Below are 12637 nucleotides of genomic sequence, written 5' to 3' on the forward strand. Positions count from 1 at the left end.
GGGGCAGGGAACGCCCCTGCGGGGCGTGCCTCCGGCGGGGATATTTGAAGACAGAAGAAGCGGGCCGGGGAAGGTGGTCAGGTCAGTGCCTTGGCCCAGGCGGCGGCGCGCGCGGCCATCGTGGCCATGTGGTCGGCGGCGGACAGCCCGGTCACGCGTTTGCGCGGCTTCAGATCGTGGTCGCCGTCTTCGAGCCAGAGAATCTGGACTGCTGGCGACAGCGCGTAGCCCGGCACCTCGTCCGCGGTGCCGAACGGATCGCGCGTGCCCTGCACGATGAGCGTCGGGCAGGTCAGCGTTTCAAGGTGTGCCGTGCGCAGCGTGTCGGGTTTCGCGGGCGGGTGGAACGGGTAGCCAAGGCACAGGACGCCCGCTATGCGGCCGCTTGCGTGAAGCTCGTCGCCCAGCATGGACGCCACGCGGCCGCCCATCGACTTGCCGCCGATCACCAGCGGACCCGGGGGCAGGGCGTCGACGGCGGCGCGGTATTCATCCAGCAGCCGGTCGGCGCGGGGCGGGGGGCGGCGGCTTCCACCAGCGCGGCGGGCGGCCATGTAGGCGAATTCGAACCGGGCGACGGCCAGCCCCTCTGCCGCCAGCGCCTGCGCCGCCGCGGTCATGGCGGGGCTGTCCATCGCCGCGCCTGCGCCATGGGCCAGCAGCATGGTCAGGGGTGCATCGTCGGGGCCGTCCCGAAGAAAGTCTGTCATCGCGGCCTCCTGCCGATCCGTCGCCGCGAAGCTGCGCCGGCGGCACCGCCGGCGCAAGGGGTCAGAGGAACAACTCTTCCGCCGTGACGCCCGCCAGCAGCAACTGCTCGCCCAGAGCCGAGGTGATCAGCAGGCTGTCGTCGCTGTCGTAGACGGTCGCAGTAAAGTCGAAGCCGTCGCCCGGCGTCCCGCCCGTGCGAAAGGTATCGAAGGCCGTCTGGAACCGTCCCTCGGTATCACTGTTGAACACCAGCCGGTCGCCTTCGGACAGGTCGAAATCCAGCACGACGTTCTGGCCCTTCGTGCCGACGAACGTGTCCGCGCCCGCGTGCCCGGTCAGCAGATCAGTGCCGTCGCCGCCCACCAGCGTGTCGTCGCCATAGCCGCCGTGCAAAAAATCGTCGCCGTCCTCGCCCAGCACCAGATCGTCGCCGTGCATCCCAAGCAGCCGGTCGTCCCCGTCCGCGCCTTCCAGCCGGTTGTCGCCCGCGTTGCCCATCATGTGGTTGTTCATCCCGTTGCCCACCGCGTCGATGTCGTCGGTGCCGGTCAGAGTTAGGGCGTTCAGGTCGGCGCCCATCCGCGCCGAGACGTCGCTGTATTCGCGTTCCCAGCCCGCGGTGCCTGTCAGCTCGGTCATCCCGGCGCCACCCGTCGATGCGAAAAGGGGCGTGACCGACATGCCGGTCGTCCCGAGATCGTCCACCGCGATCCGGTCGTCGCCGAAAACGATGTACTCGACGTCGATCATCCACGTTTCGCCATAGGTGCCGCTGACCACCAGCGTCGACCCGAACCACTCGGTCGCGTGCTCTGCGAGGTCGCCCGCGAAATACACCGTGTCCGTTCCTTGGTCGCCGAGGACGGTGTCGTCGCCGCCGGACGCGTACAGAACGTCGTGGCCCGATCCGAGCGAAACCATGTCGTCGCCCGCACCGGTATAGACCGTGTCCGACGACTTGCGGGTCGAGATGACCGCGCCCGCGTCCGAGGCGTAGACAAGATCAGACCGCACGGTGCCCGACACCTGTTCGAAGATGACCGTATTAGCGTCCGGGTCGGTGGGCGCGCCATAGCTTTCGCCCTCGTTGAAAAACAGGGTCGAGCCCATGTATTTCACTTCGTCGCCGGTCCGGAGCGAGGTGTGGACGATCACCGTGTTGTCGTGATCCAGGCCGCCGTGGAAGTTGATGTCGCGATTGGTGTAGTCGACCTCGACATGGTTGCCGCTTGCGCTGGTGTAGCTTGCGAACAGCACGGCGTGGCGGGTGTCTGTGATCTCCAGCCCGGTCAGGGTGCTGTCGTAAACATCGCGAATCCAGACGCCATAGCCGTTGCCCTCGGTGCCCTTGTTGTGGCTGCCATCGACGGTCAGACCGGTCACCGTGACCTCGCGGCTGTCGGCCAGCGTCAGCCCGTGCGAAGCGGCGTCCTCGATTGTGACGTCGGAAATGGTGGTGCCGCTTGTGCCTGCCACCAGCACCATCGACGCGCCTTTCACCGACCAGATCGTGTTCGAAAAATCCGAAGCGTCCGGCGTGCCCCAGTCCCCGCGCAAGGTGAAACCGCCGATCGTGACGTCTTCGACGATCACCCGTTCCTGCACCTCTGTCAGGGCTGGATCGAAATCGAAGTTTAGGGGCGCCGTCAGGGTGATGGTGTCGCCGTCGACCGATGCGACCTCGACCAGCATGGTGGTCAGGTCCTTGTCCTTGCGCCAAGCGTCGTCGCCGATGGCGTCGAACAGGGCGTCGGTGTTGTCCTGCGTCAGGTACAGGAAATCACCGGCCTGCACGTCGTGCCCTTCGGCCAGCGATATGACCGTGTCGCCCTCGGGCGCGGGGGCGGCAAGAACATAGGTGTCCACCAGTTCCGGTTCGTGCAGTGCGTGCCCGATCTGGATCGCTGGTGCATCGCCAAGCGCCGGGTCGGCGATGATGATCGTCTCTTCGCTGCCCGCGCCCACCAGCGTGATGTCGCTTCGGGTGATGGTGACGGTCTGCGTGAAGGTGAAGGTCCCGGCTGTCAGTCGAATCTCTGATCCTGAGGGCGCGGAGTCGATGATGGCCTGCAGATCATTGGCAGATGTGTCTGGCCCGACCGTGATGGTGGTTTCTGTCATGTCACTGTCCGTGTTGGAGGGGGAATCATCTTAAAGTTGTGTTACGCGGCAGTGCAGAAATTGTGAATCAATCGGCATGAAACTGTGGCAGTGGGCGAAGAAATGCCTAGCTGCGCCCAATTTGCCATCGGTCGGTGGTCAAAAGCTGCGCCTTGGTGCAGCTTTCGGGCCAAGGGCGTCATTCGCTATTGGTTCTTGACCTTATGCGACTGACGATCAGTTCTATCACACAGATGCCGAGCTGGGGCCACCTGCATCGAACGACGAAAGGTTATCGTAATGCGGACGGCGCAGGTGCGTCGTTCTGGGAAAGGGGACGGCGCGCTTTGGTCGGGCGCGACGGGATCCGGACCCGGCGTAAGTGGTACGCGGTTTTACAACCTTAGGGAGGGTAAACAGGTGGTTTCCGGAAGGACCAGGTATGGCAATACAGCGTCAGATCGCGCCGACCAGCGCTGTCGCGAACGACGGACAGGACCCCGCGCAGGGCGCCGTCAGACACATCATCTTTTTCGACAAGAACCCGGCATTCTGCGAGATGCTGGCTCAGCAGCTTTCGCACCCCGGCACGTTCCGATGTCACGGGCACTCTGCCGATACGGATTTGTTGAAATCCGTCAGGTCCCTGTCTCCGGATTTGCTTGTGGTCGATCCGGTTCATCTGGACCTCAACCACGCGCATGACCTGTCCGATTTCACCCGCTCGGTGAAGGCGGCCTGTCCGGCGACCCGGATCATCGCCTACAGCTTCGAGGTGTCGCCCAAAAGCGCGCGCGCGACGCTGGAGGCGGGGTTCCTTGGATGTCTGTCGAAATCCTCCAATCTCAGTCGTCTTGAGCTGGCCATCGCCGCGGTGCTGGACGGCGGCATGTTCTTCGATCAGGAGTTCGGCGCGCAGCTGCGTCCGCTGCTGAACGGGGACGAAGAGAAGGACGAGATCCTAAGCGAGAGAGAGAAGGAAGTCCTTGTCATGATCGCACGAGGACACGGGGCAAAGCAGATCGCTTACGAGTTGAAGATCAGCACCAAGACCGTCGATACCTACAAGGCGCGGGCGGTTCAGAAGCTTGGCCTAGGCAGCCGCGCGCAGCTGGTGGAATACGTCATCGACAACGGTTGGATCGCCTGACCTAAGTTCGCCGTATACAACCTTAAATTGAAAAGCTGCCGGGCGATGGATCGCCGGGCGGCTTTTTGCTGCCGCATTTCTGCTGCGGAGCGGCATAGGGCAATTCATTGATAAGCAAAGAATTAATATACCCTACAGTGTAGGGATTTTTCCTGACTGGTGACTTGTCGCTGCATTGCGGCAGGGTTGTGTCATGCCCAAGACGGGCGATTTGACTCAGCTTAGACGAGGATGGAATGGCTCGGATCAGCATATTTGGAATTGGCTACGTCGGCGTTGTCGCGGCAGCATGTCTGGCGAAGGACGGACACGATGTCATCGCGGTGGATGTCGACCCCGGCAAGATTGACGCGATCAACAACGCAAAGTCGCCCATCGTGGAAAAAGGGCTGGGCGATCTGGTGAAGGAAGTGGTCGAAGCGGGTCGCCTGATTGCCACCGACGACGTGCAGCACGCCATCGACAACACCGACGCCAGCTTCGTCTGCGTGGGCACCCCCAGTGCGCCGGACGGTTCGGTCGGTCTGACGTATGTCTCCAGTGTGTGCGAGTCGATCGGCAAGGCGCTGGCTGCCAAGGACGCATTTCATTCGGTCATCATCCGCTCGACCATCGTACCGGGCAGCACCGAGGGCACCTGCATTCCGGTGCTGGAAGCCGCGTCGGGCAAGACCGCCGGAACCGATTTCGGCATGGGCTATTATCCCGAGTTCCTGCGCGAAAGCACCGCGATCGAGGATTACTACGATCCGGGCCTGATTGTGTTCGGCGCGCTGGAGGATCGAACCGCCGCGATCCTCACCGAGATCAACGCGCATCTCGGCACCAAAATCCACGTCGTCGATCTGCGCACCGCCGAGATGGTCAAATACACCTCGAACACATGGCGTGCCGTGAAGGTCACCTTCGCGAACGAGATCGGCAATATCGCCAAATCCTGCGGCCTGGATGGCCAGACGGTGATGGAGATCCTGTGTTCCGACACCAAGGTGAACATCTCCCCGTACTTCATGCGCCCCGGCTTCGCGTTCGGCGGATCTTGCCTGCCCAAGGATGTCCGTGCCCTGCGCCACCTTGCCCAGACGCGCGAGGTCCGCTCGCCCATGCTGGACGCGGTGGTCGCGGCCAACGAGGCGCAGATCGCAAAGGCCGAGCAGATGGTCGCCAAGGCGAACGCCAAAAAGGTCGGCTTCGTCGGCATCAGCTTTAAGCCCGGCACCGACGACCTGCGGGAAAGCCCGCTGGCGGAACTGGCCGGACGGCTGATCAAGTCCGGCGTCGCGGTCGAGATCTACGATCCCTTCGTCCACGAGGCCTATGCCAACGCCAACTCGACGGCGGGGCGCGGCAACGATGTGGTCCCGGACCTTGCCGACCGGCTGGTGCCCGAACTGGGCAAGCTGATCGAGGGATCGGACGCCATCGTGGTGGGCAACCTCTACAAAGAGACGGTGGCCGAACTGGACAAGGTGTCCGGGTCGAAGCCGATGGTCGACCTTGCGCGGCTGCGGCGCGATCTGGTCAGCCAAGGCGGTTACGAAGGCATCTGCTGGTGATCGCCCCGATGCTTGGCCATCTCGCATACGCTTCGGTGATCGTCCTTCTGGCATCGCTGGTCCCGCCCGCCCTTCTGGGCGAGGCCGCGGCCGGGCTGCTGGTTGTGGGGATCATCGGCACGTGGCGATACGGCTGGGCCGCGATCAACTTCACCCGCGCGGTGATGTTCCGGCGCTGGGTCTACCCGCGCCGGAAAGCCAGGGCGATGGCCGCTTACGCCGCCAAGCCTTTGCAGGCGCACGCCTATTTCCTGACGACGTCCTACAAGATCGAACCCGAAGTGACGCTGCCGGTCTACCGCAGCATCTTTACCGCTGCCGCCAATTCGGACGCGGGCGCGACGATCGTCGCCTCGGTCGTCGATGGCGCGGACGAACGGCTGATCCGCCAGATCTTCGCCACCTCGCCCGAGGATATGACCGGCGTCCGGCTGATCGTCGACCGCATCCCCGGCACCGGCAAGCGCGACGCGCTGGCGCGGTCGCTAAACCTGATCGCGCGGCAATGCCCGACCCGGCACGATGTCGTGCTGTTCGTCGACGGCGACAGCTGCGTGCCGCCCGATGTCGTGGCGCAGTCCGCGCCGTTTTTCACCAACCCGAAGGTGGGCGCTTTGACCACCGACGAAGCGGTCAGCATCCCGCAGCCGGGCCTGTTCCGCGACTGGTTCGAACTGCGCTTCGACCAGCGGCAGATGATGATGTGCTCGATGGGGCTGGGCAACCGCGTGCTGACGCTGACGGGCCGCATGTCCGTGTTTCGCGCCGATCTGGCGACGACGCCCGATTTCATCAACCTCGTGCAGTACGACCACATCGACCATTGGCGGCTGGGCCACGTCAAGTTCCTGACCGGGGACGACAAGTCGACGTGGTTCTGGCTGATGAAGAACGGCTACGAGATGGCCTATCTGCCCGACGTCCGGTCGAGCAGCATGGAAACCCAGCCCAAGCCCACCTTCGTCGGCAGCGCCGCCGCGCTGATGGTCCGCTGGTTCGGCAACATGCTGCGCACCAATGGCCGCGCGTTGGAACTGTCGCCGCGCCAGATCGGGTTGTTCACATGGTGGTCGATCTTCGACCAGCGTCTGTCGATCTGGAGCACGCTGGCCGGCCCGCTGTCGGTGATCGTCGCCGCGGTCTTCTTCGATCCGCTGGTGCTGCCGATCTACGTCGCGTGGGTCATGTTCACGCGGTACGTCTTTTGCTGGATCATATGCGGCTTCCGGGGCCGGACCTTCCCGATCTCGTACCCGTTCCTTCTATACTTCAGCCAGCTGTTCGGCGCCTGCGTCAAAAGCTTCGTCTTCTTCCGGCTCGACCGGCAGAAGTGGACCCGACAGGCGGCCGGCACTGGAACTGGCGCCGCGCCCGTCGCTTTGGGACGGCGCATGGCGGCGATGGGCTCTGCCTACCTTCATTTCCTCGCACTCGGATGGCTGACCGTAGTCGTCCTGTTCCTCACCGGCGTGCTGTGACGCGCCGCCCCTATCCGATCCGAACCCGACACAAGGACCGATCCATGAGTGACACCGACATGACCCTTTCGGACGCCCCTGCCAGCCGGACCGCCGTGCCGGACGGGTTCGTCCACGACGGCGAGCATCCGCAGATCCCGGTGCCGTTCACCGCCGTCATCGGCGACCGCAGGATGGAAGGCCGCAGCCTGTCGGTGACCGGAGCGGTGGTGACCGGCCTGCTGCCACCGAACGCCGAAGGCAGCGTGCGTCCCGTGACGCTTCGGTTCGATTTCGAGGGCTTCTCGACCAACCTCTACCCCGAGGTGCGCGTACTGCGGCAGGGCAACGAGGCCGACGCGACCTACGAGCTTCGGTTCACGGACCCGACCGCCGGGCACCTTGCGCCGCTGCGCTACATTCTCAACAGCGCGATCGCCGGGGACCTTGTGTCGATCGGGCAGATGCTCGGCTACACCGGGCCGACCAAGGTTAAGACGAAGCCGCCGCTTGCGCGGCGCGGCGTCGCCGGGCGGGCCGGGAACGGGCTGAAGCGCCTTGCGATCCTTGGGCTTAGCCTCGGGCTGATCGTCGTGGCGGGGCAGGTGATCCACAACCGGGTGATGTTCAGCTACGAGGGCCAGCCCGTCGTGGTGTCCATCCCGGGCGAGACGTTGCGATCCACCGCCGCCGGTCAGATCACCTATGTGAACGCGGATGCGGGCGCCGGTGACGTGATCTACTCGATCAGCGCGAACTCTGGCGATTTTCTCAGTGTCGAGATGCCCTGCGACTGTGATCTGCAGGCGCTGCCGGACTTCTACGAAGGCGCAACGATCCTGCCGGGCACGGCGCTGGTCAAGCTGGTCGAGCCGGACGCGGGGCTCGAGGCCCGCACGCAAGTCAGCTTCGAAGGCGTCGCGCGGATGTTCGCGGGGGACGAGGCCGAACTGGTGCTGGCCAGCGGCGACGTCGTGCCGGTGTCCGTTTCCCTGATGCAGGGCGAAGGAATGGAGCCGGGCGACACAGTTCCCGCCGAACTTGCGCTGCCGGATGAGATGGCGGGCACGCTCGCGCCGGGCACGACTGCCCGGCTGCGGTTCCGCCGGACCCTGCTGCCGGACTGGTTTGGCAGCACATGGAACGACGCAGGCACCCGCATCGGCGGCGCGTGGACCGCGCTTGTCAGCGATCTGACGACTGAATGATTTCCCTACGCGAATACCCCGCGGCCGAGGGCCGGAACGGGATGGCACAGGAGGCCAATGATGAACAGTGATATTCACCCGGTCGTACTTTGTGGTGGCTCGGGATCGCGCCTTTGGCCGATGTCCCGCGCCCAAAGCCCGAAACAATTCCAGTCGGTGAACGGCGCAGGGTCGCTGACCTTCTTTCAGGCGACGGTGCAGCGGCATCGCGGCGGCGTGTTCGCCGACCCCTATGTCGTCACTTCGGCGCAGCACGCGGTGGTCGTCCGCCGTCAGCTGGACGCGCTGCAATGCCCGGCGACGGTACTGGCAGAGCCGGTGGCGCGAAACACCGGCCCGGCGGTTCTTGCCGCGGCGCTTCAGATCGCGAAGACGGACCCCAAGGGCCTCATGCTCGTCCTTCCCTCGGACCACGTCATCATCGGCAACCTGAACACCCCGATCATGCAGATGCGCCAGGCGGCGCTGGACGGACGGATCGTGATCTTCGGGATCAAGCCGACCTATCCGGAAACCGGCTACGGCTACATCACCGATGGCGGAAGCTTCACCGAGCACAAGGATCTGCACCGCGTCGCCGAGTTCGTCGAGAAACCGCCGCTCAGCCGCGCGGCGCACCTGATCCAAAGCGGGTTCGCCTACTGGGCCTCGGGGATCTCTTTGTTCATGGCAGAGACGATCATCGAAGAGTTCAAGCGGCTCGACCGCACCACCTATGACGCGGTGAACAACGCGCTGGAACGGGGCGAGCAGGGCTTCCATGCCTTCGAGCTGCACGCTGACAGCTTCCGCCGCGCGGTGAACGAGCCGACGGAACGCAACATCTTCGAACGGTCCCCCGCGGTCTCCCTGGCGCCGCTCGATGTTCAATGGAGCGACGTCGGCTGCTGGACTTCGATGCACGCCATCGGCACGCAGGACGAAAGCGGCAACGTGCTGCATGGCGATGTCATCACGGTCAACACCGAGAACACGCTGGTGAAGGCCGAAAAGCGGCTGGTCGCGGTGGTCGGCATGTCCGACGTCATCGTTGTCGACACGCCGGACGCGGTGCTCGTGACCCAGCGCGGCATGTGCCAGAACGTGAAAGAGGTCGTCTCGACGCTGAAGGACGAACAGCGGATCGAGGCGGTGCGCCACGTCACCCGCGATCACGACTGGGGGCAAAGCCAGCAGCTTCTAAACAACAGCGATTACGACATGTCGGTAATCCGTATCAATCCGGGTGCCTCGATCAGTGTCGATCCGCTGCCGGGGCGCCAGCTGATCTCGGTGCATGGCAAGCTTGAGGTGTTCGACGGCCTCAGCCGCCGCAAACTGGAAGCGGGCGAACGCCTGATGCTGGGTCCGGACGGCAGCGCGCACCTGACCAACACCGCGAACGACCCGGTAGAGGCGCTGCTGGTCACCATGAACGCGGCCCTCGTCGCTGCCCCGGAGATCGTCCAGCATGGCTGATACGCGGCGGACAGGCGGGCTAGCGTCCATGATGGCGCCCATGATGGGCGCGGTGCTGGCGACGCTGGCCTGCGCCTCGGTGCAGGCGCAGGCGATCGACCGCTATGCGGAACTGCGCCGCGGCATTGTCGGCGCCTATGCCACCCTGTCCGGCGCGGCAAGCACGGCAAAGGGCCTGTCGGCCCTTCCCGAACTGGGCGCGGCCGACGGTCTTCAGATCCTGCCGCCACCTGTCGAGGTCCACTATGACACGTTGACCCTGCTTCCCGATGCCGAGGTCTCGCTGATCGACGTCCGGGTGACGCTTTTGCAGATGTCGCAGTCGGCGGGCGCGAACGGCCAGCTTATGGTGCTGCGGGCCCAGCACGGCGATACGCCCAAGGCCATCGCCGTGCAGAAGGGCACGATCGCGCTGTCCGACTTGATGAAGACGCCCGAAGTCATCGACGCAAGCGGCCCCGACGGGCTGACCTTGCCGCTGGTGATCTGGCCCGGCGCGCGCCTGATCGTCGGCAAGGGCGAGACGCTGAAACTCAGCCGCGCCGACGGGGCCTTTCTTGCGAACTTCGGCGCGCTTGTCGTCAACGGCGGCGCGATCGAGGGTGCAGGGGCCGAACATGCCGACGTGCCCGAATTCGCGCCTTTTGTGATCACGGCTGGCACCGGCCACATGGTGCTCCGCAATGCGCGCCTTCAGAATCTTGGCTTCGACGTGTCACCGGCCTTCGGGGGCGTGACCCAGTTCACCGGCGGGCTTTACCCCGCAGAGGACCGCACGCTGGTGACCGGATCGGTGCTGCGCGACGTCCTGTCATTGACGCTGAAGGGCGCAAGCGCCCCTGTGGTGACCGGCAACCTGTTCCACGCGATGCGCGGCGAGGCGGTAGAGCTTCGCGCCACGAAGGACGCCGTGATCTCGGGCAACCTGTTTCTGGACGGTGTCGACGGCAACGCGATCCGGGTCACCAATGCCTCGACGGGTACGGTGATTGCGGACAACCGCATCTTCCGGGCCGGTGGCGGTGCGATCCGTGTCGACGACGCCAGCCATTCGGCCCGCATCACGGGCAACATCGTGTGGCGCGCGGACGGCGTCGGCATCACGGTCGAGGCCAGCGACTGCGCGGTCCTTGCCGGGAACGTCGCGCTGGAAAACCGGATGAAGGGAATTTCGCTGCGCGCGGTCCGCGCCGGCGTGGTGCGCGACAACCGGATCCTTGCCAACGGCAGCGCCGGCTTGTTCGTCGCGGACCAGCCGGGCGAAACGCCGACCGTGGTCGACGCCAACCTGTTCGTCGGCAACCGGGCCGGTCTGGATAGCGCGTCGGGCGGCAAGCTGGACCTGCGCGGCAACGACCTGACCGACCAGTTCCCCCGCTTTTTCGATGGCGACCTGAACGGGCTGACGTCCGAGATCGTCGGAAACCTCCGGGGCGAGACCGACATGTTGCTAAGCGTGGGACACGCCCCGCGCGACGGTCTGGCGCCCCTGTCCTGCAGCCCCGAACACGAAAGCTGACGCGATGGTCTTCTCTTCGGAATCCTTCCTGTTCCTGTTCCTGCCGCTGTTCCTTGCGGCCTACTACCTGACGCCGACGCGGCTGAAGTCCTACACGATCCTTGCCGGGTCTTACGTGTTCTACGCGTGGTGGCGGGTCGACTTCCTTGGCCTGCTGTTCTTGACCACCGCATTCGCTTACGTCGTCGGTCAGCAGGTCGCGAAGCATCGCGGAACCAAGACCGGGCGAGTCTGGCTGGGCATCGGCGTCGTTGGGTGCCTTGGCGTGCTGGGTGTGTTCAAGTACCTGAACTTCTTCATCGATAGCTTTGCGGCCCTGATGGGCACCGACGCGGCGGGGCTGGGCGTGCATTGGCACCTGATCCTGCCCATCGGCATCTCGTTCTACGTGTTTCAGGCGCTGAGCTACCTGATCGACGTCCATCGCGGCGACGCGACCGCCGACGCCAGCTTTATCGACTTCGCCGCCTTCATCGCGCTGTTCCCGCAGCTAATCGCCGGCCCGATCCTGCGCTACAAGGATCTCGAGGACCAGTTCCGCGAACGCGAGCACTCGGTCGAGCTGTTCTGCGACGGCCTTGCGCGGTTCCTGATCGGTCTGGGCAAGAAGGTCATCCTTGCCGACGCCGTGGCGCCGCTGGCCGACGTGGTATTCGGCGGAGGCGAGGTCGGCATGGCGCTCGCGTGGGCCGGGGCGCTGGCCTACATGCTGCAGCTGTACTTCGACTTCTCGGGCTATTCGGACATGGCCATCGGGCTTGGCCGGATGATGGGCTTTCGGTTCCTCGAGAACTTCCGCTTCCCCTACATCAGCCGCTCGATCACCGAGTTCTGGCGCCGCTGGCACATCTCGCTGTCGAACTGGCTGCGCGACTATCTCTACATCTCGCTGGGCGGGAACCGTAAGGGGCCGGGCCGCACGTACTTCAACCTGATGGCGGTGATGGTTCTGGGCGGCCTGTGGCATGGCGCGAACTGGACCTTCGTTCTGTGGGGCTTCTGGCACGGCGGGCTTCTGGCGGCCGAACGCTACACCGGCTGGGACAAGCGCGCGGCGGGCAGCTGGATCGCGCTGCCGCTGACGCTGTTCTTCGTCCTGATCGGCTGGGTCATGTTCCGCGCCACCACCGTTTCCGAGGGGTTCGAGGTCTACGCGGGCATGTTCGGCGCGAATGGCCTGACCGGGGACCCGGCGCTGTGGATGGACGTTACCCGCGAAAGCGTCGCGCTGGCCCTTGTCGCCGCCGTGGTGGTGTTTCTGGAACCGCATATCCACGACTATTTCAGCCGCCCGGTGAAGAACGCCCCGGTGTCCCACGACGGGACCGTGATCGTGGAAGGCCACGCCGCGCAGGGCGCCCTGATGCAGGCCGTGTCGGTCGTGGCGGTGCTGGCGATCGGGGTTCTGACCGTCCTGAAGCTCGCCGAGCAAAGCTTCTCGCCCTTCCTTTACTTCCAGTTCTGAACGGAGACGCGCC

Annotated in this window: 9 protein-coding genes; 7 read left to right on the plus strand and 2 right to left on the minus strand. The window is 64.9% G+C overall.

The window, feature by feature from the left end; genetic code table 11:
- Positions 1-77: 77 nt before the first annotated feature.
- Both P1K30_RS14940 and P1K30_RS14945 read right to left on the minus strand, forming a co-directional pair.
- On the minus strand, positions 78-710 hold the full coding sequence (locus P1K30_RS14940; protein WP_275633553.1) for an alpha/beta family hydrolase: 633 nt from the start codon (positions 708-710) through the stop codon (positions 78-80).
- A gap of 61 nt (positions 711-771) precedes the next feature.
- A complete protein-coding gene (locus P1K30_RS14945; RefSeq protein WP_275633554.1) occupies positions 772-2832 on the minus strand; it encodes a right-handed parallel beta-helix repeat-containing protein in 2061 nt (686 codons plus the stop codon).
- A gap of 421 nt (positions 2833-3253) precedes the next feature.
- Here P1K30_RS14945 and P1K30_RS14950 point away from each other — a divergent pair, with 421 nt between their 5' ends.
- From P1K30_RS14950 to P1K30_RS14980, 7 genes are all read left to right on the plus strand, one after another.
- A complete protein-coding gene (locus P1K30_RS14950) occupies positions 3254-3961 on the plus strand; it encodes a response regulator transcription factor (RefSeq protein WP_275633555.1) in 708 nt (235 codons plus the stop codon).
- Positions 3962-4197: 236 nt separating this feature from the next.
- Positions 4198-5517 carry a nucleotide sugar dehydrogenase gene (locus tag P1K30_RS14955; RefSeq protein ID WP_275633556.1) on the plus strand — a complete coding sequence of 440 codons (1320 nt, stop codon included), beginning with the start codon at positions 4198-4200 and terminating at the stop codon, positions 5515-5517.
- A gap of 8 nt (positions 5518-5525) precedes the next feature.
- Positions 5526-6995 (plus strand): glycosyltransferase, encoded by a 1470-nt coding sequence (locus P1K30_RS14960; RefSeq protein ID WP_275633557.1) that lies wholly within the window; start codon positions 5526-5528, stop codon positions 6993-6995.
- Between the two features lie 44 nt (positions 6996-7039).
- Positions 7040-8182 (plus strand): hypothetical protein, encoded by a 1143-nt coding sequence (locus tag P1K30_RS14965; RefSeq protein ID WP_275633558.1) that lies wholly within the window; start codon positions 7040-7042, stop codon positions 8180-8182.
- 60 nt (positions 8183-8242) lie between these two features.
- Entirely contained in the window at positions 8243-9640 is a 1398-nt protein-coding gene (locus tag P1K30_RS14970) for a mannose-1-phosphate guanylyltransferase (protein WP_275633559.1), read from the plus strand.
- Complete coding sequence (locus tag P1K30_RS14975) at positions 9633-11159, plus strand: right-handed parallel beta-helix repeat-containing protein (protein ID WP_275633560.1); 1527 nt, start codon at positions 9633-9635, stop codon at positions 11157-11159. Before P1K30_RS14970 ends, P1K30_RS14975 begins: the two co-directional genes overlap by 8 nt.
- Positions 11160-11163: 4 nt before the next feature.
- Entirely contained in the window at positions 11164-12624 is a 1461-nt protein-coding gene (locus tag P1K30_RS14980) for an MBOAT family O-acyltransferase (protein WP_275633561.1), read from the plus strand.
- Positions 12625-12637: the final 13 nt, after the last annotated feature.

This window comes from Psychromarinibacter halotolerans (assembly GCF_029168315.1).
Lineage (GTDB): Bacteria > Pseudomonadota > Alphaproteobacteria > Rhodobacterales > Rhodobacteraceae > Psychromarinibacter > Psychromarinibacter halotolerans.

What these genes read in the sequence shown, in the direction of transcription:
- P1K30_RS14950 (WP_275633555.1), top strand. Translation starts at nt 3,254, where the DNA reads ATGGCAATACAGCGTCAGATCGCGCCGACCAGCGCTGTCGCGAACGAC.
- P1K30_RS14970 (WP_275633559.1), top strand. Translation starts at nt 8,243, where the DNA reads ATGAACAGTGATATTCACCCGGTCGTACTTTGTGGTGGCTCGGGATCG.
- P1K30_RS14980 (WP_275633561.1), top strand. Translation starts at nt 11,164, where the DNA reads ATGGTCTTCTCTTCGGAATCCTTCCTGTTCCTGTTCCTGCCGCTGTTC.
- P1K30_RS14955 (WP_275633556.1), top strand. Translation starts at nt 4,198, where the DNA reads ATGGCTCGGATCAGCATATTTGGAATTGGCTACGTCGGCGTTGTCGCG.
- P1K30_RS14940 (WP_275633553.1), bottom strand. Translation starts at nt 710, where the DNA reads ATGACAGACTTTCTTCGGGACGGCCCCGACGATGCACCCCTGACCATG.
- P1K30_RS14965 (WP_275633558.1), top strand. Translation starts at nt 7,040, where the DNA reads ATGAGTGACACCGACATGACCCTTTCGGACGCCCCTGCCAGCCGGACC.
- P1K30_RS14960 (WP_275633557.1), top strand. Translation starts at nt 5,526, where the DNA reads ATGCTTGGCCATCTCGCATACGCTTCGGTGATCGTCCTTCTGGCATCG.
- P1K30_RS14945 (WP_275633554.1), bottom strand. Translation starts at nt 2,832, where the DNA reads ATGACAGAAACCACCATCACGGTCGGGCCAGACACATCTGCCAATGAT.
- P1K30_RS14975 (WP_275633560.1), top strand. Translation starts at nt 9,633, where the DNA reads ATGGCTGATACGCGGCGGACAGGCGGGCTAGCGTCCATGATGGCGCCC.